This is a genomic window from Arthrobacter sp. NPDC057009, from assembly GCF_042673905.1.
GTDB lineage: Bacteria > Actinomycetota > Actinomycetes > Actinomycetales > Micrococcaceae > Arthrobacter.
In genome coordinates this window covers 418,527-439,384 of sequence record NZ_JBHUSB010000001.1, presented here as the reverse complement: position 1 = coordinate 439,384, position 20,858 = coordinate 418,527, and the positions used below count along the sequence as shown (strand labels likewise).

Sequence of the window (20,858 nt, the reverse complement as noted above, 5' to 3'; positions counted from 1 at the left end):
CCGTAATGCTCAGCTTTCGGGAGGGGTGGGTCGGTGGGCTGGCCGGCCCTGCCGCATATTTTCAGACTTGACCTTGGGGATTTGCTGGGTGCGGGGATTGCGCTGCCTCTCCCGCTTCTCCTTCAGCTTTTCCCGGACCAGTTCGCGCGGCGATTCATGGCTTCCGGGCCCGGACGGTTCGTGGGAGCGGAGCTCCTCCTGGGCTTCCAGCAGGTCTTCGAGCAGGCTGCGCAGTTCCGCCCGGACGTAGTCGCGGGTGGCCACTTCACGCAGCGCGATCCGCAGCGCGGCCAGTTCCCTCGTGAGGTACTCAGTGTCCGACAGGTTGCGCTCGGCCCGCTGCCTGTCCTGCTGGAGCGACACGCGGTCGCGGTCGTCCTGGCGGTTTTGTGCGAGCAGCAGCAGCGGTGCGGCATAGGAGGCCTGCAGGGACAGCATGAGTGTCAGGAGCGTAAATCCGAGTTCGACCTTGTCGAACTGCCAATCCCTGGGCGCGAATGTGTTCCAGGCCAGCCAGAACGCACAAAACACGGTCATGTAAAGCAGGAACTGCGGCGTGCCCATGAAGCGGGCGAAGCCCTCGGTGGCATGGCCGAACGCATCAGGGTTGGGCGAGAGCTTCGGCAGGATGCGCTGGCGGCCGCTCAGCGGCGTGTCCAGGCTGCCCTGCGCACCCTGCTTGCCGCCCTGGCGGGCTCCCTTTGACGTGTTTTCAGCCAATGCGGCCACCAAGCTTCCTGACCGGAGCCTCGCCGTCATTCGCCCGCCAGTCATCGGGCAGCAGATGGTCCAGGACGTCGTCCACTGTCACTGCGCCCACCAGCCGGCCGGCCTGGTTGACCACGGGCAGCGAGTTCAGGTTGTACGTGGCGAGCGTGCGGGCCACTTCGCTGATGTGCGCCAGGTCCGAGAGCGGCTCGAGGTTCTTGTCCACGAGGTTGCCGAGAGACTCGAACGGCGGGAAGCGCAGCAGCTGCTGGATATGGACCACGCCGAGGAACCGGCCGGTGGGGGTCTCCAGCGGCGGACGGGCGATGAAGATGGAGGAGGCGAGGGCGGGGGAGAGTTCCTCGCGCCGGACGTGGGCGAGGGCCTCGGCCACCGTGGCCTCGGGCGGCAGGATGACCGGCACGGGGGTCATGAGGCCGCCGGCGGTGTCCTCGTCGTACTCGAGGAGGCGCCGGACGTCCTCGGCACCCTCGGGCTCCATCAGCTGAAGGAGTTCCTCGGCCTGTGCGGACGGGAGCTCGCCGAGGAGGTCGGCGGCATCGTCAGGGTCCATCTCCTCGAGGACGTCGGCGGCGCGCTGGACGTCGAGGGCGGAGAGGATTTCCACCTGGTCGTCCTCGGGCAGTTCCTGGAGGACGTCGGCGAGCCGCTCGTCCTGGAGTTCGCTGGCCACCTCGAAGCGCCGCTTGTCGCTCATTTCCTGCAGCGCTTCGGCGAAGTCCGCGGGCTTGAGGTCCTCGTGGTTGGCCACGAACTGCGTGGCGGCCTGGGGCTCGGTTTTGGCGCCCTGGTGCGCGTCGGCCCAGTCGATGATCATGGTCTCGTTGCGGCGCAGCCTGCTCAGGGGAGCCAGGGAATGCCCGCGCCGGACGAACAGCTTGCTCACGAACCAGTCGCCCGAACGGTGCTGGTCCATGGCGATGTCCTCGATAGTGGCGTCGCCGCTGCCATCGGTGAGGGTGACCCGGCGGTCGAACATTTCCGCCACCACCAGGGTCTCGGCGCCGCGCTGCTCAAAGCGGCGGAGGTTGACCAGGCCGGTGCAGATCACCTGCGTCTGGTCGATGGAGGTAATGCGGGTCATGGGAACGAAGACGCGCTTTTTGCCGGGGACTTCGACGACGATGCCCACCACGTGCGGGGCGCCCCGGGTTCCGCGGGAGAGCACCACGACGTCGCGCAGCCGCCCCAGACGGTCGCCCAAAGGGTCGAAGACGTCCAGTCCCAGGAGGCGCGCAACAAAGACGCGGGTAGGATTCGTGCTCACCTCTACAGGCTACCGAGTCTGCTCTCTTTTAGCTGAATTTTCAGCGTTCACCCATCCTTATGGGCAAGAATGGGGTTATGGCAAACATTTTTGGTGCTCCGAAGGCTGCGCCCAACGGGTCGGATGAATCGAAGACTGTCCCCACCGGGGATACCGTCGGCTCATATAACTCCTACCTGGACGCCCAAAAGGCCGTGGACTACCTCGCCGACCAGCAGTTCCCCGTGCACATGGTGTCCATCGTCGGGAACGACCTGAAGATGGTGGAACGGGTGACGGGCCGGCTCAGCTACCCCCGGGTGGCACTCTCCGGTGCCCTGAGCGGCATGTGGTTCGGCCTGTTCGTCGGCGTCATGCTGTCCTTCTTCACGCCCGCCGGCGGAACGTTTTCCATCATCAGCTCAGTCCTGATGGGCGCGGCGTTCTTCATGCTGTTCGGGATCGTCACCTACGCCATGCAGCGCGGCAAGCGCGACTTCACCTCCACCAGCCAGGTGGTTGCCACCAACTACGACGTCATCGTGGCCTTCGAGGCGGCCCATGAGGCGCGCCGGCTGCTGCAGCAGCTCCCCATGACGCCCTCGGACGCCTCTGCGGGTGCGCACACGGCGCCCTATACCCAACACGACTACCAGAACCAGCCGTACCAGCAGCATGGCCGGCACCAGGGCCCGCCTCCGGGCGCCTCCCACGGGCAGGCACCCCAGCGGCCGGCCAGCTGGAACGACCCCTACGGCCAGCGCGGCCAGGACGCTAACCAGCAGTACGGCACAGGTCAGCAATACGGCACAGGCCAGCAGCATGGTGCAGGGCAGCCTCAGGACCCTAACCAGCAATACGGCCCAAACCAGCAATACGGTGCAGGCCAGCAGGGCCAGCAATATGGCGCACAGCAGCCGTACGGCGCCAACGAGCAGTACGGTGCCGGCCAGCAGGACGGCGCCCACCAGCACGACCAGGCCGCAGAGCCCACGCCGGCAACGGGCCAGCGCCCGGCGTCGTCCATCCGTTACCCGGACCTGCCGGACGGCCGGCCGCAGTACGGCGTGCGGGTGGACCCGAACCAGCCCGAGCAGGGCCGGGACGGCCAGCAGCAGTAGCCCCGGACAGCAACAAGGGCCAGCACAAAACAAGAGCCAGTGCAAAGGGAAGGCCACCGGATCATCCGGTGGCCTTCCCTTTGTGCATGAACCCCTATGCCTTGGCGTCGATCTCCTGATAGATGCCCGCCATCCAGGCCTCGACGTCGTCCGCCGTTCGGGGGAGCGCCGCGCTGAGGTTCACCGGGCCCGCGGCGGTCATCAGGATGTCGTCCTCGATGCGCACGCCGATGCCGCGGTACTCCTCGGGAATGGCCAGGTCTTCCTGCTTGAAGTACAGGCCGGGCTCGATGGTGAAGACCATCCCCTCCCGCAGCACGCCGTCCAGGTAGAGTTCCCGCTTGGCCTGGGCGCAGTCGTGGACGTCGAGGCCGAGGTGGTGGCTGGTGCCGTGCGGCATCCAGCGCCGGTGCTGCTGCCCGTCTTCACTGAGGGCCTCCTCGACGGAGACCGGGAGCAGGCCCCATTCGGCCAGCCGTTCCGCGAGGACAGTGGTTGCGGCGGTGTGGACGTCGCGGAACTTCACGCCGATCTGGGCGGCCGCGAAGCCGGCGTCGGCGGCGTCCAGGACGGCCTCGTAAATCTTGCGCTGGATGTCCGAGAACTTGCCCGTGGCCGGGAGCGTGCGCGTGATGTCCGCGGTGTAGAGCGAATCGGCCTCAACGCCGGCGTCCAGCAGGATGAGTTCCCCGGCGTTGACCTTGCCGGTGTTGCGGGTCCAGTGCAGCACCGTGGCGTTGTTTCCGGAGGCGGCAATGGTGTCGTAGCCCAGTTCATTGCCTGCCTCCCGGGCACGGGCAAAGAAGGCGCCTTCCACCACGCGCTCGCCGCGGGCATGCGTCAGGGCGCGGGGCAGGGCCTTGACCACTTCGGTGAAGCCTTCCACGGTGGCGGCCACCGCGGTCTGCATCTGTTCGATTTCCCACTCGTCCTTGGTCAGGCGCAGTTCGGAGAGCGCTTCGGACAGCTTCTCATCGAGGGCGTCCAGAACACCAAGGTCCAGGTTGTCGGGGTCCTTGGCTGTGTTGTAACGGGCGGTATCCACGAGCGCGTCGATGTTTTCGTCCACCTTGCGCACCAGCCGGATGGAGATGCCGCCGATTTCGGGGGCGCCGACGTTCTTGGTGACGGCCACTTCAAGTTCGTCGATGTGGGCGGTGGGGATGCCGAGCCGGGCCTCAAACTCCGCCAGTGTGGGCCGCGGGCCGATCCAGAATTCACCCGACCGCGCGTCGGCGTAGAACTGTTCCGTATCCCGGCCGGCCAGCGGCCGGAAGTAGAGCGTGGCGCGGTGGCTGCCGCCGTCGTCGCCCTTTCCTTCCCCGACAGGTTCGAAGATGAGCACGGCGTCGGGCTCATGGTCCAGCCCGAGGCCGGTGAGGTGCGCGAATCCGGAGTGCGGCCGGAAGCGGTAATCGCAGTCGTTGGACCGGACCTTCAGGGGCCCGGCCGGAAGCACCAGGCGCTCGCCCTTGAACTGGTCGGAGATGGCCCGTCGCCTCCTCGCGGCGTGGCTGGCGACGGCGTCCCGCTGAGGGGTCTCCTGCGGGGCGGGCGCCCAGTTGCTGGCCATGAAGGCCTTGAAGGCCGCGGAAGTGGGCCGCTGGGAGCGGTTGTTAACGCGCTCTTCCAGGGGCTGGGAAGCTGTGGTTTCACCGTTGTGGGTGTTATCTGCATCGTTCACGGTCCCATAGTCTCACCCGTCTGCGCGCGCCATCTACTAGGCTGGGCAGGTGAGGATTGATCTGCACGCCCACTCGAATGTTTCCGACGGCACGGAGACACCGGCCGAGGTCATGGCTGCCGCGGCGGCGGCCGGGCTGAACGTTATCGCGCTGACTGACCATGACTCCACGGACGGCTGGGCGGAAGCGTCGCGGGCTGCGGTCGACAACGGCGTGGCCCTGGTGCCCGGCATGGAGATTTCGTGCCGCACGGACCAGGGGATCAGCGTCCACCTCCTGAGCTACCTGCACGACCCCACGCACCCCGGCCTGCTCGAAGAAATCACGAAGGCCCGGGACGCCCGCCTCACCCGCGCCGAACGCATGGTCACTTTGCTGGCCGAGGACTACCCCCTGAGCTGGGACGACGTCATCCACCATGTGGCACCGGGAGCCACGCTGGGCCGGCCGCACATCGCCGACGCCCTGGTGGCGGCCGGAGTGGTGGCGGACCGGTCCGAGGCCTTCACCTCGATCCTTACCTCGCACTCGCGCTACTTCGTGCAGCACTACGCGCCCGAGCCGGCGCTCGCCGTCGAACTGGTCCGCGCCGCGGGCGGGGTTCCCGTTTTTGCGCACCCGGTGGCGTCCGCGCGCGGGCGCGTCGTGGGCGAAAGCACGTACCACGACATGATCGACGCCGGCCTGTCCGGCCTGGAGGTCAACCACCGGGACAACCCCGCGGAGGGCCGGGAATTCCTCCGGAAGCTGGCTGCCCGGCACGGGCTCCTGGTGACGGGGTCCTCGGACTACCACGGCCTGGGCAAACCGAACCGCCTCGGCGAGAACCTGACTGCGCCGGACGTGTTCGAACGGATCGAGGAGCTGGGGACGGGCACCGACGTCGTCCGCTGATCCAAGAGTGCGCTGACCCAACGGTGCGCTGGCCCAACTGACTGGCAGTAGTTGTCGTTTTGGGCCCTCAAAACGACAACTATTGCGAGCTAGTTGGGCGGGTAGGACGCGATCTCGGCATGCGCCCCGAGCCGCTTGGCCATGACGTCGATGGCTGGCTGGTTCTGGTCCACGCAGACGAACCTGCGCCCCATTTTGGCCGCGACGGCGCCGAGCGTGCCGGAACCGGCGAAGAAATCCAGGCACCAATCACCCGGGCGGCTGGACGCTGCCACGACGCGGCGCACCAGGCCCTCGGGCTTCTGTGTGGGGTAGCCCGTTTTTTCCTTGCCCGTGGGGGAGACGATCGTGTGCCACCAGACGTCCGTGGGCAGCTTGCCCAGCTCCCGCTTGGCCGGAGTCACGAGCCCCGGCGCCATGTAGGGTTCCCGGTCCACCTCGGCGCTGTTGAAATGGTACTTCGCCGGGTTTTTGACGTAGACGAGGATGTTGTCGTGCTTGGTGGGCCAGCGGTTTTTGGCGCGCGCACCGTAGTCGTAGGCCCAGATGATCTCGTTGAGGAAGCAGGCCCGGCCAAAGATGGCGTCCAGCATCACCTTGGCGTAGTGCACCTCGCGGTAGTCAAGGTGCAGGTACAGGGTGCCGTCGTCGGACAGGAGCCGCCAGGCCTCCACCAGGCGCGGCTCGAGGAACGACCAGTAGTCGCTGAACGCGTCGTCGTACCGGTGCAGGGCACCCTTGATGGTGTCGTACGAGCGGCCCTTGAAACCCACCCGGTCGCCGTCGCCGTCGGCGTTGAGCACCATCTTGGTTTCCTGGCGCTGCTGGGCCCGTCCCGTGTTGAAGGGCGGATCCACGTATATCAGTGTGAAGGCGCCGTCCGGCAGCGTGGGGAGGAAGTCCGCGTTATCCGCGTGCACCACCAGGTTGCTGCCGTCCGGCGCCCAGACAGTTTCAGTCATTGAGGCTATGGGGCCTCGGTGCCGGGCTGCTGGCCGGTGGCTGCGGATTCCCCGCCGGAGACCACTTCGCCGTTGCGGCGGCGCGTGCGGGTGCGGGTGCGGCGCGCACGTGCCGGCTGCTCGCCTTCAGCGGTTGCCGTGGCGGCGGAACCGGTTGCAGCTTCTGCACCGGTGTCTGAAGCGCGGGTGTCTGATGAACGACGGCGGCGCTCGCCCGAGCGGTTGGCGGACTCGCCGCCGCGGCGGCTGCCGTCCCTGCCCCCGGAGCGGCCGGAGTCGCGCTTGCGGGAGCGGCTGTTCTTCTTGCCCGTCTCGCCCAGGTCCTCCAGGACCTCGGCGTCGACGCCGGCGAGGGTGCGCTTGCTGCGCGGCAGCCGGCCCTTGGTGCCCTCCGGAATGTCCAGGTCGGTGTACAGGTGCGGCGAGGACGAGTAGGTCTCGACGGGCTCGGGGACGTTCAGCCCCAGCGCCTTGTTCACCAGCCCCCAGCGCGGCATGTCGTCCCAGTCGACGAACGTCACGGCCGTGCCTTTGTTGCCGGCGCGGCCGGTGCGGCCCACCCGGTGCAGGTAGATCTTCTCGTCTTCAACGCACTGGTAGTTGATGACGTGGGTGACGTCGTCGACGTCGATGCCGCGGGCGGCAACGTCGGTGGCCACCAGGACGTCCACCTTGTTGTTGCGGAACGCCCGCAGGGCCTGCTCGCGGGCGCCCTGTCCGAGGTCGCCGTGGATGGCGGCGGCGGCAAAACCGCGGTCCACCAGTTCCTCGGCCACCTTCGCGGCAGTCCGCTTGGTCTTGGTAAAGATGATGGTGCGGCCCCGCTCGCGGGCCTGCAGGATCCGGGAGACCACCTCGGTCTTGTCCAGGCTGTGGGCGCGGTAGATCAGCTGGCGGATATCGCGCTTGGTGAGCCCCTCATCGTTGGGGTCGGCGGCGCGGATGTGCGTGGGCTGCGTCATGTAGCGGCGGGCCATCGCAATGACGGGGCCGGGCATGGTGGCGGAGAACAGCAGGGTCTGGCGGACCGCGGGGGTGCCGGCGATGAGGGTTTCGACGTCGGGCAGGAAGCCGAGGTCGAGCATCTCGTCGGCCTCGTCCAGGACCACGATCTTGACGTTCTTGAGCACCAGGTGGCGCTGCTTGAAGAGGTCGATGAGGCGGCCCGGGGTGCCGACGACCACTTCCACGCCCTTCTGCAGGGCCTCGATCTGCGGTTCGTAGGCGCGGCCGCCGTAGATCGTGGCGATCCGCACGTTGCGCTTGCGGGAGGCCGTCTGAAGGTCGTTGGCCACCTGGACGGCAAGTTCGCGGGTGGGAACGATCACCATGGCCTGCGGAGCGCCGGGGGAGGGGAGCTTGTCGAAGCCGGCGTCGTCCCGGCCCAGCACGCGCTGCAGGACGGGGATACCGAAGCCGAGCGTCTTGCCGGTGCCGGTCTTGGCCTGGCCGATGATGTCGTGGCCGGTCAGGGCCACCGGCAGCGTCATGGCCTGGATCGGGAAGGGGTGCGTGATGCCGGCGTCCGCCAGGGACTCGACGATGTCGGGACGGACATCGAAGTCGGCAAACGTCTTTTCGGCTATCTCGTGCGGCTTCTCGTCCGAGATGATGGTCTCTTCCGGCTCGATGGTCTCGGTGCCGGTGTCATCGGAGAGCAGCTGGTGGGTATGCAATTCACTCACAGGGGAGTTTCCTTATTCATTTAGGCATTGGCGCCGCCTGCTCAACGGGGCGGGCACGGGGCCGTTCCGGAGCACGCTCAGGCGCGCAAGCAATTCCAGTGGAAGCCGATCGCGGGCTATCTAATTGCCGGCACTGGGGACCGGCGGGTGTGACTCAAGATCGCGTAGGGGCGGGCTTGTTGAATTCAAATCAAGGAAATCAACGACCGGGCATCCATTACTACCCACCCAGTCTACTGGCAAATCCGTGGTTTCCCTGACTCAGGCCGCCGCAGGCGCCCGTTGCGGCCGCGGGAACTGCCGTCCGGGGCTCATCAGCCAACGAGCTCGAGGCGGACCTCCCGTGTTGCGATGTCGGAGGAGATGAGCCGGACGCGGACCCTGGTGCCGGGCTCCATTTCCCCTTCACACCTGGCCGTCACCGCCGGTTCCGCGATCTGGACCACCCCGGAGGGGCCGGACCCGTTGGCCCCCTTGCCGTTGGCACCGTTCCCGTTCCCGTTGCCGGCCCCGTTGCTGTTCCCTGCGCCGTTGCCGTTGCCGTTTTTGGCCGGCTTCGATCCGGAGATCACCACCGCGTCGAACTCCTGCCCGATGTGGTTGATCAGCAGCGCGGCTTCCACGGTGTCCAGGGCAAGGCGTTCCATCCGCCCCGCCAGCTGGTCCGAGTACGCCATGATCTCGGGCAGTGAGGGCAGCGCCTCGCGGGCCCAGGCAGGCACGGGGCGGTTGTTGCTCAGTGCCTCGCAGATGACCAGCACAAACCGGTCCACGAGGCGGCGCAGCGGGGCCGTGGTGTGGGCGTACGCCGTGCCGATGGCTGACTGGACGGCGTCCTCCGGGACGGTTCCGTCGAAATGCGTGTACGCGGCCCCGCGGAAGAGCATGCCGGCCGAATGGAGGATGGCCAGTTGCCGGTGGTCGGTGGGGTCGAGGGTGCGCAGGTATTCGCCGTAGCTTTCCTGCCCGTCCCACGGTTTGCCCAGCGCGGCTGTCTGGCGTTTGAAGTGGCTGAGTGAGCGCTCGTCCGGGGCAGGCATGGTGCGCAGGATCCCCACTTTTCCCTCAAGCATCAGGGAGGCTGCGGCCATTCCGGTCATGAGCGAAATCTGGGCGTTCCAGTCCTCCACCGGCAGCTGCGGCACCGCCACGATCTGGTAGCCGCCGTCACTAAGCTGGACGATCTCCTGTTCGGGCATGTTCAGGCTGGCGCCGCCGCGGGCCCGCTCCAGGTCCACACGCTTGCGCCCCACCTCGCGCAGAAGCTGCAGCATGGGCGAAGCAGTCCCGGCGTCCAGTTCCGCCTGGACTGCCCTGTAATTGAGTTTGGCCCGGCTCCGCACGGCAGCCCGGCGCACCAGCACGGACACCACCTCAGCGGCGGCGTCGAGCTCGAACTCCCAGACGAAGGCGGAGCACAGCTGCCCGGCCAACAGGCTGCCCGCGTTCTCGCTGATGACCTCCGGATGCAGCGGGATCCGGCCGTCCGGCGCATAGAACGTCTGCCCGCGGCGCCGGGTCTCGGCGTCGAGCGCGCCGCCGGGCTGCACGAAGGACGGAACGTCGGCGATGGCGTAAAGGATCCGGTAGCCGTCACCTAGCCGTTCGATGAAGAGCGCCTGGTCAAGGTCGGTGGACGACGGCGGGTCGATGGTCAGGAACTCCACGCCGGTCAGGTCCAGGGCCGGGAATTCGCGGTCGGCGACGGCGGCTTCGGCCTCCTTGAGCACGTCCTCGGGGAATTCGCCCGGGAGCTCGAGTTCCGTCCGCAGCGCGCTCAGGGCATCGGCGAGCGCGTTGGTCTGCTCGTGGACGCTGGGCGACAGCCGATGATGTGACACGAAAATCAGGTTAGCCCGAATTGCGCCGTTAGTCTTGGATTATGGGCACATCCTCGGCTGGCACCGCTCGCTACGACCGCTTCGTCGCGGACCTGTTCGGTGTGATGGCGTACGGCGAACTGTCCGCGTTTGAACGGCTGTCCTCCGACGCCCGTTACTCGCCCACGCTCCACGACAGGGCCGTGCTCGGCCGGATCGCCGTCATTGAATTCCAGCATTACGAGCTGGTGAGCGCCAAGCTGGCGGAGATGGGCGTCGACGTCGAACATGCGATGCTGCCGTTCCAGTCCGCCGTGGACCACTTCCACGAACGGACCCGCCCGGCGGACTGGTACGAGTCCCTGATGAAGGCGTACGTGGTGGACACCGTTTCCGCTGATTTCTACCAGGCCGTGGCGCGGTTCGTGGACGCCGGAACCCGTGAGGTGATCCAGCAGATCCAGTCGTCCGAGGAGGCCACGGCGGTGCTCCGGGAGCGGCTCAGGGGAGCCCTGGCCGATGATCCCCGGCTGGCATCCAGGCTGGCGCTGTGGGGCCGCCGCCTGCTCGGCGAAGCCATCACCCAGGCCCAGCGTGTGGGCCACGAGCACGCCTTCCTCAGCGAACTGTTCGTCGAGGCGGAACCCGGCGCCACGGACGCCAGCGCCCGCGAACAGGTGCGGGGCATCACGGCCGAAGTCGCGGAAAACCATTCCCGCCGGATGGTCCAGCTGGGCCTGAGCGGGTAGCTTGCCGGGTTACCGCTAGATGACGGCTGCGGGGGACGTCGCTTCGAGGGCGTCGAGCAGTTCCGCCGCTGCGGCCGCCGGGTCCGGCGCCTCGGTGATGGCACGGACGACGACAATTCTGCTGGCTCCGGCCGCCAGGACCTGCTCCACGTTCGTGCGGTCGATCCCGCCGATCGCGAACCAGGGCAGCAGCAGTCCCCCCACAATTTCCTCGTTCACGGTGCGGACAGCCTTCGCCGCGTAGCTCACCAGATCGAGCCCGACGGCGGCGCGCCCGGGTTTGGTGGGGGTGGCCCAGAGCGGGCCCACGCAGAAATAGTCCAGGCCGCCGCGTCCGTGGGCGGCGACGATGGCGGCATCCACCTGCTCCGTGCTGTGGGTGGAGAGCCCGATCACGGTTGCATCGTGCAGCAGCTTCCGGGCAGCGCGCAGCGGCAGGTCCTTCTGGCCGATGTGGAACACCGGGGCGCCGGCGATGGATGCGATGTCGGCGCGGTCGTTCACGGCCCAGAGCCGGCCGTGCCGGCGGGCGGCGGCGTGGACGATTTCCAGCAGCTCGAGCTCCTCGGCCGCCTCAATGCTCTTGTCCCGCAGCTGGATGATGTCAACGCCGCCGGCAAACGCCGCGTCCACGAAGTCCGCAAAGTCCCCGCGGTCCTTGCGGGCATCGGTGCAGAGGTAGAGGCGGGCGGCGGTGTGGGCAGAGTGCTCGGTCATGGCAACCACCTTAGTTCCTCTAAACTGGGCAGGTACCGCGGGAGCCCGTTGCCGATGTCATAAAAGGCGCAGGGCTGAGAGGGCGTCAGAGCCGACCGCTTGACCTGATCCGGTTAGTACCGGCGTAGGGAAGGAAAACATGAATCCCGAAACCAGCGGCAAGGATTGTGCCGCGACGCGTCTCGAGGCAGACGTGGCCGTCATTGGCGGGGGCGTGGTGGGCCACGGAATCGCCTGGGAGGCGCGGCGTTCCGGCCGGTCGGTGGTGCTCATCGATGAAGCCCCCGGCAGCGGCGCCAGCTGGGCGGCGGCCGGCATGCTCGCCCCGGTCAGTGAACTGCATTACCAGGAGGAAGGGCTCCTGGAGCTGATGCTGGAGTCCTCGGCCAGATGGCCGGAGTTTGCCGCCACCCTCACCACCGGCGAGGACGCCGGTTATCTCACGACGCCGACCCTTGCGCTGGGTGCGGATCCCGCCGACCGGCGCGCGCTGATGGACCTGCGGGACGTGCAGCGGGCGCACGGCCTGGAAGTGGAACCGCTGACCATCCGCGAAGCGCGTTCCCGCGAGCCGCTGCTCAGCCCCGGAATTTCCTGCGCCCTTGATATCCCGGCAGACCACCAGGTGGACCCGCGCAAGCTGGTCAGGGCCCTGGCCGCAGAGCTGGCCAGCCAAGACCAGGAGATTGCGGGCCAGGGGATTGCGGCAGCACAGGGATTCGCCGTGTGGGAGCAGGCCACTGGCCTGCTCTGGGATGGTGGACGCGTCTGCGGCGTCCGGCTGGCGGGCGGCGGCTCTGTCAGGGCGGCCGAGACGGTGGTGGCCAACGGCCTTGCCGCCGCACAGCTGCAGAACCTGCCGGAAGGCCTCCATCTGCCGCTGCGGCCCGTCCACGGAGACATCCTCAGGCTTCGGGTCCCGGCGCACCTGCAGCCCCTGCTCACCGCAACAGTCAGGGGCATGGTGCGGGGCGTTCCGGTGTACATCGTGCCCCGCCAGGACGGCACGGTGGTGATCGGCGCCACCCAGCGCGAGGACGGCGTGCCGGGCACCAGCGCCGGCGGCGTCTACCAGCTGCTGCGTGACGCGCAGGCCCTGCTTCCCGCCGTCGCCGAGCTGGAGCTGCTCGAGGCCACCGCCCGGGCACGGCCCGGCACACCTGACAACGCACCCCTGCTGGGCCGCGTACCGGCATGCGGCCCCGCAGGCGGGCGGGATGCCGGTACGGACGTGGCGGGCCTCATCGTTGCCACCGGCTTCTTCCGCCACGGGGTCCTGCTGACCCCGGCCGCCGCGGCGATCTGCCGCCAGCTCATGGACGGCATTACCGATCGGCGCTGGGCCGCGTTCCGGCCGGCCCGGTTTTCCCCCGGGCTCCCCGACCCGCTGGGAGTTGCTGCCCCGCTGGGAGCTTTCACCCATTGCCACACTCCCGCATGACGCACGTCACATTTGACCCGAATAAGGAATCAGCATGAACATCACTTTGAACGGTATTGAACAGGAAGTAGGCGAGGGCGCCTCGGTCACCACACTCGTCAGCCAGGTCACAGGTCGCCGCCTGTCCGCCACCGGGCAGGCCGCCGACGGGCAGCGGCTGGGCGTTGCGGTGGCCCGCAACTCGGCCGTGGTGCCGCGCAGCCAGTGGCACAGCACCGCCCTCGCCGAGGGCGACGAGATCGAACTCGTCACGGCAGTCCAAGGAGGATGAGCACGATGGCAGAAACATTGACTGAAACAGCAGCAGACAGCCTGGTCATTGACGGGGTGGAGCTGACCTCCCGGCTCATCATGGGCACCGGCGGCGCTCCGAGCCTGGACGGTCTGGGCACGGCGCTGGTGGCCTCCGGCACCCAGCTGACCACGGTTGCGATGCGGCGGTATTCGCCGGCCGAGACCGGCTCGCTCTTCCAGCTGCTGGTGGACCACGACATCCGCGTCCTCCCCAACACGGCCGGCTGCTTCACGGCCCGCGACGCCGTCATGACGGCCGAGCTGGCACGCGAAGCGCTGGAGACCGACTGGGTCAAGCTCGAGGTCATTGCGGACGAGCACACGCTGCTGCCGGACGCGGTGGAGCTCGTGGAGGCCACCGAGCAGCTGGTCAACCGCGGCTTCAAGGTCTTCGCCTACACCAACGACGACCCCGTCCTCGCGCTCCGGCTCGAAAACCTGGGAGCCTCGGCGGTCATGCCGCTGGGAGCCCCGATCGGTACCGGCCTGGGCATCCTCAACCCGCACAACATCGAGCTGATCGTGTCCCGGGCATCCGTTCCCGTGGTCCTGGACGCAGGGATCGGCACGGCCTCGGACGCGGCACTGGCGATGGAACTCGGCTGCGACGCCGTCCTGCTGGCCACCGCCGTCACCCGTGCACAGAACCCCGCGGTGATGGCCGAGGCCTTCAAACACGCCGTCATCGCCGGTAGGCTGGCGCGTGCGGGCGGGCGGATCCCGCGCCGTGAGCATGCCCTGGCGTCGTCGGCCATGGAGGGCCGGGCGGAGTTCCTCTAAGCCCCGCCACTCTTTCCCGGCGGACGCGCGGCAGGCTCAACAGGCACTTCCAAGGAGCCAGCCGTGGCCGCCAGGGACGACATCCTCACCCGACCCCAGATCGACGAAGCGCTCGCCGGCCTGCCGGACTGGCGTTACCGGCTGGGCGGCCTGGTCACCGTCTATAAAACGCCGACGTCGGCCGCCGCGCTTGAGCTGATCTCTGCCGTCGGGCGTGTGGCGGAGGATATGGACCACCATCCGGACCTGGACTGGCGGTACAACCGCGTGTTCATCCGGTTCAGCTCCCACGACGCCGGGGGCGAAGTAACCCCGCGGGATACCGGAGCTGCCGCCTCGGTCAGCGCTGCCGCGGCGGCGGCGGGCGCCGAGGCCCAGCCGGGCCTGTACCGGTCGGTGGACATCGGCATCGACACGGCTGACGCGGCGGAGATCTCCGAGGTCTGGCGCGTCGCGCTCGGTTACCGGAAGGGACGCTTCGGGGACCTGGTGGACCCGTACGGCCGCGGCCCCGGCGTGTGGTTCCAGGAGACCCGGACCCCCAACGACAACCGCCTGCACCTGGACGTCCACCGCTCGAAGGCGGAGTCGGCACCCGTCCTGGACAAGACGGCAGCAACCGGGGCCTTAATGAACAGTGACCACGCACCCGGTTGGGTGGTGGTCACTGATGCCCAGGGGAACCGGCTTTGCCTGTGCACCGAGGAAGGACAGGGGCCGGACCTGGGTGAGGCAGAGCCTGCCGGATCTGAAAGCGGCGGCTAGATTTTCAGCGCTGCCGTCAGCCGCCGGGTATCCTGCTTGGCGCGCTCACGGCCGAGAAAGGCTGCCACTGCCAGGGCGGCGGCGGCCCCGGCCACCATGGGAACCACCCACGGCATCCACGTCAGCCCGGGCTGGTAGCCCAGGCCCGCCCAGATGCAGATGATCCAGGCGAGCATGCCCACCGCCACGGCCGTACCCGCCGGCAGGAGGATGCCGTACTTGGTGTGGCGCCTGTCGTTGGCCCAGACGATGAAGCCGGTTGCGGCAGTCACCAGGACCACGATCGCGAGGGACAGCACGGCGGGGCCTACAGGGCGCCGAAACCGACCCGGCGGACTTCCTCTGCGCCGATTTCGACGTAGCCGAGGACATTGGCCGGGACGATGATCTGGCGGCCCTTCTCGTCGTTCAGGCGGAGCTCGCTGCCCTTGGCAATGGCTTCGGCCACGACTTTGGCCACAGCGTCAGCATCCTGAGCCGATTCCAGCACAATTTCACGGCCGACGTTCTGAATGCCGATCTTTACTTCCACAGCGGGGCCTCCCAGCCAGTCAAGGTTGAAATTTCAAAGGTAGTTTCAGTTGTAGTCTAGGTCTCTTTGGGGAAGCGAGAGATTCCGCGCCAAGCTAAACGGTAAATCAGGTCGCTGGCCACATCGATGTTCAGGTTCCCGTCGGTTTCGAGCCAGTAGCGGGCGCTGACCTGGGCCATGCCTGCAAGGCCGCGTCCCAGCAGCTGGGCCTCCAGCAGCGGCAGCTTGGTGTCCTCGGCGATGACCCGGGCAATGGCTTCAGCGAAGGTCTTGTTGAAGGTCTCCAGGCGCGAGCTGACGTCGGCGTCGTTGATGAGGTCGGATTCGAACACCAGCCGGTGGGCCTGGTCGTCGCTGTCTATGAAGCTGAAGTAGGCGCGCATGACGGCCTTCACGCGCTCTTTGTTGTCCGTGGTGGAGTTCATGGCCCCGAGCATCAGCGCGGTCAGCGCCTCGAGGTGGCTGTCCAGCAGGGCAAGGTAAAGCTCCCGCTTCGACGGGAAGTGCTGGTAGAGCACAGGCTTGCTGACGTGGGCCGTCTCCGCGATCTCGTCCATCGCGGCACCGTGGTAGCCATTGGCGACGAAAACCTCCTGGGCGGCGGCCAGCAGCTGGGCCCGGCGTTCATCGCGCGGCAGCCTGGCGGAACGCTGGCCGGCGGGGCGGGCCTGGCCGGCATTGGATTGCGCGGCCTGAGTTCGATCAACCGGTGCATGATGAACCACTGTTGGCCTTCTTTCCTTTGCAGTTAACTTCACTTTACCCGGGGGTAATATGACCGCGCGGTATCTTCAGGCATACATTGAAGTATGGCTTCTCCGTCCACCGCAAATACAGTCCGCACGCTCCCGGGTCCCCTCGTTGATCCCGGGCCTGCGCTTTCCACCGAAGAGGTGGAGCGGTATTCCCGGCACCTCATCATTCCCGAAATCGGCGCTGTCGGCCAAAGACGGCTGAAGAATGCGCGCGTACTGGTCATCGGCGCGGGCGGCCTGGGCTCGCCGGCGCTGCTCTACCTTGCCGCCGCCGGTGTGGGAACCATCGGGATCATCGATGACGACTCGGTGGACCTGAGCAACCTGCAGCGGCAGATCATCCACGGCACGCGGGACGTCGGCCGGCCCAAGATCGAGTCCGCCCGGGACGCCATCGCGGAACTGAACCCGCTGGTGGACGTCCGCCTGCACAACACCAGGCTGGATGCTTCCAACGCGCTGGAGCTTTTCGCCGGCTACGACCTCATCCTGGACGGGGCGGACAACTTCGCCACGCGTTACCTCGTGAACGACGCCGCCGCCATCCTCGGCAAGCCCTACGTGTGGGGATCGATCTTCCGCTTCGACGGGCAGGTCAGCGTCTTCTGGGAGCAGCACGGGCCCACCTACCGGGACCTCTATCCGGAAGCGCCGCCGGCCGGTGAAGTGCCCTCGTGCGGCGAGGGCGGCGTCTTCGGGATGCTGTGCGCGGCGGTCGGATCGCTCATGGTGACCGAGGCCGTCAAGCTGATTACCGGCGTCGGGCGTTCCCTGCTGGGCCGGGTGGCGCTGTACGACGCCCTGGGCGGCAGCTGGCGCGAGATCAGGGTGGCCAAGGACCCCGACGCCCCCCGGATCACCGAGCTGACCGACTACGAGGCGTTCTGCGGCATCGCACCGGCGGAAACCACCGACACCGAACACACCGTGACGGCAACCCAGCTGGCTACGATGCTGGCCTCGCGGCAGGCCGGACTGAAGGACTTCGACCTCGTGGACGTGCGCGAGGCGGGGGAGTACGACATTGTGCGGATTGACGGTTCGGTGCTGATCCCGCAGGGGCGCATCCTCTCCGGCGAGGCGTGGGGCGAGCTGCCGCAGGACAAGGACATCGTGTTCCACTGCAAGGCCGGGACGCGCTCGGCCGCCGTGCTGGCCGCCGCCCGGAAGGCCGGCTACCAGCGCGTCAGCCATCTCGACGGCGGCATCCTCGCCTGGGTGCGGGACGTGGAGCCCCAGAAGCCCGTCTACTGAACAGCTGCGGGGCTGCCCGCGGACTATGACGACACCCTCGCGAGCGTCAGCAGCGGCAGGGCAAGGCTCCGGGCCTCGTCGTCCAGCCCCGTGTACTCCACTTCCATGGCCAGGGAATCGTGCGGGGCCAGGTAGCTGATCCAGACCTGCTCTGTGGCGCCGGCGGCAATCGTTCCCGGGCCCCGGTCGGCGTCCTGCGGGGCCACGGTGATGCCGGAGGGCAGCAGCTTGAGGCGCAGCTGTCCGGGGCTGAACAGGACCGGCTCGGGGCGGACATTCGTGATCGCCACTTCCAGCACGACGACGTCGCCCCAGGTGAAGTTTCCCGGTTGGGGCCAGCCGGAGTCCAGGAGGGGAGCACCGTGGTGGCCGTCCCCTCCGGTGGCCTGGCGGCTGGAGATGCGCTGGATTCCGGGCTGGCCCGTGGCGGCGGCCCGGCGGGCACCGTCGGTGACCTGCGAGATTGCCGCGGCGAGCGGCGTGGCGGCAGGCTGGCCCAGGGCATCGAGCCTGGCGAGGCGGCCGGCGTCGACCAGTGAGAGGGTTCCGAAGGGTGTGTCTAGGCCCTTTCCGCTGCCCGGCCGGCTGCGGGAGACCACGCCGTAGGTTCCGCCGCCCACCAGCAGGAGCGCTCCGCCTCCCACGATCAGTCCGAATTGCCGGCGGCTCAGGGGCGGGACGGCAGGGGCCGGTGACGGAAAATTCATGGCTGCTCCCCAATATGGTTTTCACGGGCAACATCCATGCTCCCCGGGCAGCCTATGGAAAGCTTGTGGGGTCCTGTTTGTCAGAACATACGGTGTGTTCGGAAAAGACGCTAGGCGGAATTGCGGCGTTCGCCGTCCTGCGCAGCGGCTGACGTTCCGACGCCGAGCGCAGTGTGGTCAACGGGGCACTCGGCCTTGGCCGCCGCTGCGGGCTGCTCCACCGTGATGCCGTACAGGGTTTCCAGGGCTGCGACGTAGTCGTCCTGCTGGCCGTTGGACGCGAGTTCGCGGGCCCGGACGGTGGGGACATGGAGCAGCTGCTTGACCATCCGGCGCAATGCGAACTCCACCTCCTCGGCCGCGGCGGTGCACCCGTGCCGGGCGCGCACCTTTTCCATCTCCGCGTCGAGCACGCTCATGGTGTGGCGGCGGAGGGCCACAATTGCCGAGTCCACGGACCGTGCCTCGCGCTCCTGTTCAAACGCCTGGGCGGCGCCGGAAACAATGCTGCTGGCCTGGGCGAGCGACTCCGCCTGCTCCTGGGGTGCAGCGAGCCGTACAGACTCCAGCGTGAGCAGCTCCACGCCGTCGAGCTCTCCGACGGCGGGATCGAAATCGTGGGTGAGCGCCAGGTCGATGGCGATCAGCGGCTGGGTGGATCCGGCACGGACCTGGGCGAGCTCGGCAGCTTCCACCCGGGTGTCCGAGCCGCTGCAGCCGATCATGACGTCGGCGGCGGCGACAGCAGCGTGCAGGGTGTCGCCGTCGAGGGCGGTTCCGCCCCTGGTTGCCACGAAGGTGGCGGCGCGGCCCGATGATGAGAACACCGAGATATCGCGGCAGCCGCGTTCGCGCAGCAGCGCCATGGTGGCCCCGGCGTAGGCGCCGGTGCCGAACACCACGACCTTCTTCTTCGACCAGTCGGGCTCTTCCGAAAGGTCGGTGGCGAGGTCGAGTGCGACGGAGACGATGGACAGGCCGCGGGAGCCGAGGGCGGTCTGCGCCCCGACGTCCTTGGCGGTCTTGGAGGCAGCCTGGAACAGACGGACCAGCCCGGCGCTGGCCGTGCCCTCGTGCTGGGCGGTGATCAGGGCCCGGCGCACCTGCCCGGCGATCTCGCGTTCGCCAACCACTGCGGAGTCGAGCCCGGAGCTCACGGCAAAGAGGTGCTGGGTGACCTCGGGCCCGGTGTGGGTGCTGAAGGACCGGGACACGAGCTGCTCGCTGAGTCCGCTGGTTTCGCTGATCTGGCCCACCAGGGCGGCGCGTGCGGCCTCTACGTCGTCGGCGTGCGGTGCCTCGCCGTAGATTTCGTAGCGGTTGCAGGTGGCAAGGACCACCGCGCCCTTGACCGCCGGGGAACCGGCGAGGGCGGACGTGGCAATGCCGGAAGAACCGTTGCTCAGCTGAGCAACGGTTTCGAGGTCGATGTCGGCGTGTGTAGCCACCAATGAGAAAAGAACCACAGCAGGACCATCATAGCTTTTTCGCAAAGGCGTAGAACAACCCTTCAAACGGATAGGAGCTTTCCATCCCTGTGATTCCTGACACGCACCGGAGGATGCTGCTGCCGGGCGACAAGCTGTCGTTATCTTTTGGGGACTATTTTGGGCACAATCAAAGGCATGACTTCTAGCGCTGTAACCCCCGCCGGTACCGGACTCGACGCAGGCCATCCGCTTCGCGACGGACGCACTGCAGACTCTCCGCTGATTACGGCTTACCGCGGCGGCAAGCCGAGCCGCCGCCCCGTGTGGTTCATGCGCCAGGCGGGCCGTTCCCTGCCGGAGTACCTGAAGGTCCGCGAAGGCGTCGCCATGCTGGACTCCTGCCTGCGGCCCGAGCTTGCCTCCGAAATCACCCTGCAGCCGGTGCGCCGCCACGACGTGGACGCCGGCATCTTCTTCTCCGACATCGTCATTCCGCTCAAGCTGGCCGGCGTCGGCGTTGACATCGTCCCGGGCGTGGGGCCGGTCCTGGACAAGCCCGTGCGGACCGCCGCCGATGTGGCGGCCCTGCCCCGCCTGACCGAGGAGTCCCTGGAACCCATCCGGGAAGCCGTCCGGCTCACCGTGGAGCAGCTCGGCAAGACCCCCCTGATCGGTTTCGCCGGCGCGCCCTTCACGCTGGCGGCCTACATGGTGGAGGGCCGTCCCTCCCGCGACCACCTTGGTCCCCGCACCATGATGCACGCCGACCCCGAGACGTGGACGGCGCTGGCCAACTGGGCCGCGGACGCCTCCGGCCTGTTCCTGCGCGCCCAGCTGGAGGCCGGCGCCTCCGCAGGCCAGCTGTTTGATTCCTGGGCCGGTTCCCTGGGCCTGGCCGACTACAGCCGCTTCGTTGCCGCAGCCTCGTCCCGCGCCCTGGACCACGTCCGTGACCTGGGCGCGCCGCTGGTCCACTTCGGCACCGGAACCTCGGAGCTTCTGGTGGCCATGCGCGACGTCGGTGTTGACGTGGTGGGTGTGGACTACCGGCTGCCGCTGGAGGAGGCCAACCGCAGGCTGGGCGGCACCGTCCCGCTGCAGGGCAACATCGATCCTGCCCTGCTGTCCGCCCCGTGGGAGGTCCTTGAGGCGCACGTCCGCGAAGTGATCGCATCCGGCGCGGCGGCCCCCGGCCATGTACTGAACCTTGGCCACGGCGTACCGCCGGAGACGGACCCGGATGTCCTGACGCGCGTCGTGGAACTCATCCACTCCATCTCCCCGGAGTAAGG

The 20,858-nt window shown here is 67.9% G+C and carries 21 protein-coding genes and 1 riboswitch; of the genes, 9 read left to right on the top strand and 12 right to left on the bottom strand.

Features of this window, described 5'->3' with window-relative positions:
* Positions 1-9: 9 nt before the first annotated feature.
* Together ACFTR6_RS02010 and ACFTR6_RS02005 are read right to left on the bottom strand one after the other, a co-directional pair.
* Complete coding sequence (locus tag ACFTR6_RS02010; RefSeq protein WP_377956689.1) at positions 10-732, bottom strand: DUF1003 domain-containing protein; 723 nt, start codon at positions 730-732, stop codon at positions 10-12.
* Positions 713-1,996 (bottom strand): magnesium transporter MgtE N-terminal domain-containing protein, encoded by a 1,284-nt coding sequence (locus tag ACFTR6_RS02005; RefSeq protein ID WP_003805129.1) that lies wholly within the window; start codon positions 1,994-1,996, stop codon positions 713-715. The genes ACFTR6_RS02010 and ACFTR6_RS02005 overlap by 20 nt, the downstream gene beginning before the upstream one ends.
* A 77-nt stretch (positions 1,997-2,073) precedes the next feature.
* Here ACFTR6_RS02005 and ACFTR6_RS02000 point away from each other — a divergent pair, with 77 nt between their 5' ends.
* Positions 2,074-3,096: a general stress protein gene (locus tag ACFTR6_RS02000; RefSeq protein WP_377956688.1), complete on the top strand. Its 1,023-nt coding sequence runs from the start codon at positions 2,074-2,076 to the stop codon at positions 3,094-3,096.
* A gap of 94 nt (positions 3,097-3,190) precedes the next feature.
* On the opposite strand, the gene ACFTR6_RS01995 is transcribed toward ACFTR6_RS02000, so the two are convergent.
* A complete protein-coding gene (locus ACFTR6_RS01995; RefSeq protein ID WP_377956687.1) occupies positions 3,191-4,780 on the bottom strand; it encodes an aminopeptidase P family protein in 1,590 nt (529 codons plus the stop codon).
* Positions 4,781-4,829: 49 nt separating this feature from the next.
* Between ACFTR6_RS01995 and ACFTR6_RS01990 the strand changes: the two genes are divergently transcribed.
* A complete protein-coding gene (locus tag ACFTR6_RS01990; protein ID WP_076801554.1) occupies positions 4,830-5,675 on the top strand; it encodes a PHP domain-containing protein in 846 nt (281 codons plus the stop codon).
* A gap of 89 nt (positions 5,676-5,764) precedes the next feature.
* On the opposite strand, the gene ACFTR6_RS01985 is transcribed toward ACFTR6_RS01990, so the two are convergent.
* The 3 genes from ACFTR6_RS01985 to ACFTR6_RS01975 all read right to left on the bottom strand — a co-directional run bounded on the left by ACFTR6_RS01985 (position 5,765) and on the right by ACFTR6_RS01975 (position 10,163).
* Positions 5,765-6,637, bottom strand: coding sequence for a DNA-methyltransferase (locus ACFTR6_RS01985; RefSeq protein WP_377956686.1), 873 nt, complete (start codon positions 6,635-6,637; stop codon positions 5,765-5,767).
* 5 nt (positions 6,638-6,642) lie between these two features.
* A complete protein-coding gene (locus tag ACFTR6_RS01980; RefSeq protein WP_076801558.1) occupies positions 6,643-8,322 on the bottom strand; it encodes a DEAD/DEAH box helicase in 1,680 nt (559 codons plus the stop codon).
* A 314-nt stretch (positions 8,323-8,636) separates the two neighbouring features.
* Complete coding sequence (locus ACFTR6_RS01975) at positions 8,637-10,163, bottom strand: RNB domain-containing ribonuclease (RefSeq protein ID WP_377956685.1); 1,527 nt, start codon at positions 10,161-10,163, stop codon at positions 8,637-8,639.
* 41 nt (positions 10,164-10,204) lie between these two features.
* Here ACFTR6_RS01975 and ACFTR6_RS01970 point away from each other — a divergent pair, with 41 nt between their 5' ends.
* Complete coding sequence (locus ACFTR6_RS01970; RefSeq protein WP_076801563.1) at positions 10,205-10,891, top strand: ferritin-like fold-containing protein; 687 nt, start codon at positions 10,205-10,207, stop codon at positions 10,889-10,891.
* A 15-nt stretch (positions 10,892-10,906) separates the two neighbouring features.
* Here the strand turns inward: ACFTR6_RS01970 and thiE are convergent, their stop codons facing one another.
* Entirely contained in the window at positions 10,907-11,608 is a 702-nt protein-coding gene (gene thiE / locus ACFTR6_RS01965) for a thiamine phosphate synthase (RefSeq protein ID WP_377956684.1), read from the bottom strand.
* Positions 11,609-11,635: 27 nt separating this feature from the next.
* Positions 11,636-11,757, top strand: a riboswitch (TPP riboswitch).
* Between thiE and thiO the strand changes: the two genes are divergently transcribed.
* From thiO to ACFTR6_RS01945, 4 genes are all read left to right on the top strand, one after another.
* Positions 11,748-13,049 carry a glycine oxidase ThiO gene (gene thiO, locus ACFTR6_RS01960; RefSeq protein WP_377956683.1) on the top strand — a complete coding sequence of 434 codons (1,302 nt, stop codon included), beginning with the start codon at positions 11,748-11,750 and terminating at the stop codon, positions 13,047-13,049. Its footprint overlaps the riboswitch before it by 10 nt.
* A gap of 34 nt (positions 13,050-13,083) precedes the next feature.
* Positions 13,084-13,320 (top strand): sulfur carrier protein ThiS, encoded by a 237-nt coding sequence (gene thiS, locus ACFTR6_RS01955; RefSeq protein WP_087874351.1) that lies wholly within the window; start codon positions 13,084-13,086, stop codon positions 13,318-13,320.
* Positions 13,321-13,325: 5 nt separating this feature from the next.
* Positions 13,326-14,123, top strand: a complete 798-nt coding sequence (locus ACFTR6_RS01950; RefSeq protein ID WP_377956682.1) for a thiazole synthase — start codon at positions 13,326-13,328, stop codon at positions 14,121-14,123.
* A gap of 63 nt (positions 14,124-14,186) precedes the next feature.
* A complete protein-coding gene (locus ACFTR6_RS01945) occupies positions 14,187-14,888 on the top strand; it encodes a 4a-hydroxytetrahydrobiopterin dehydratase (RefSeq protein ID WP_377956681.1) in 702 nt (233 codons plus the stop codon).
* On the opposite strand, the gene ACFTR6_RS01940 is transcribed toward ACFTR6_RS01945, so the two are convergent.
* From ACFTR6_RS01940 to ACFTR6_RS01930, 3 genes are read right to left on the bottom strand one after another with little or no spacing between them, the layout of a single operon-like run.
* Positions 14,885-15,187, bottom strand: a complete 303-nt coding sequence (locus tag ACFTR6_RS01940) for a hypothetical protein (protein ID WP_377956680.1) — start codon at positions 15,185-15,187, stop codon at positions 14,885-14,887. The genes ACFTR6_RS01945 and ACFTR6_RS01940 overlap by 4 nt on opposite strands.
* 8 nt (positions 15,188-15,195) lie before the next feature.
* The gene (locus ACFTR6_RS01935) at positions 15,196-15,420 is read right to left on the bottom strand and encodes a DUF3107 domain-containing protein (protein ID WP_076801574.1); all 225 of its coding nucleotides are present in this window, start codon (positions 15,418-15,420) and stop codon (positions 15,196-15,198) included.
* A gap of 56 nt (positions 15,421-15,476) precedes the next feature.
* Entirely contained in the window at positions 15,477-16,145 is a 669-nt protein-coding gene (locus ACFTR6_RS01930; RefSeq protein ID WP_377956679.1) for a TetR/AcrR family transcriptional regulator, read from the bottom strand.
* Positions 16,146-16,229: 84 nt separating this feature from the next.
* Between ACFTR6_RS01930 and moeB the strand changes: the two genes are divergently transcribed.
* Positions 16,230-17,429, top strand: a complete 1,200-nt coding sequence (gene moeB / locus ACFTR6_RS01925; RefSeq protein ID WP_377956678.1) for a molybdopterin-synthase adenylyltransferase MoeB — start codon at positions 16,230-16,232, stop codon at positions 17,427-17,429.
* A 23-nt stretch (positions 17,430-17,452) separates the two neighbouring features.
* Here the strand turns inward: moeB and ACFTR6_RS01920 are convergent, their stop codons facing one another.
* Together ACFTR6_RS01920 and ACFTR6_RS01915 are read right to left on the bottom strand one after the other, a co-directional pair.
* Positions 17,453-18,136 carry a hypothetical protein gene (locus ACFTR6_RS01920; protein WP_377956677.1) on the bottom strand — a complete coding sequence of 228 codons (684 nt, stop codon included), beginning with the start codon at positions 18,134-18,136 and terminating at the stop codon, positions 17,453-17,455.
* A 110-nt stretch (positions 18,137-18,246) separates the two neighbouring features.
* Positions 18,247-19,602 (bottom strand): glutamyl-tRNA reductase, encoded by a 1,356-nt coding sequence (locus ACFTR6_RS01915; RefSeq protein ID WP_236782994.1) that lies wholly within the window; start codon positions 19,600-19,602, stop codon positions 18,247-18,249.
* Positions 19,603-19,761: 159 nt separating this feature from the next.
* On the opposite strand from ACFTR6_RS01915, the gene hemE reads away from it, so the two are divergent.
* Positions 19,762-20,856, top strand: coding sequence for a uroporphyrinogen decarboxylase (hemE, locus tag ACFTR6_RS01910; protein WP_076801587.1), 1,095 nt, complete (start codon positions 19,762-19,764; stop codon positions 20,854-20,856).
* Positions 20,857-20,858 lie beyond the last annotated feature (2 nt).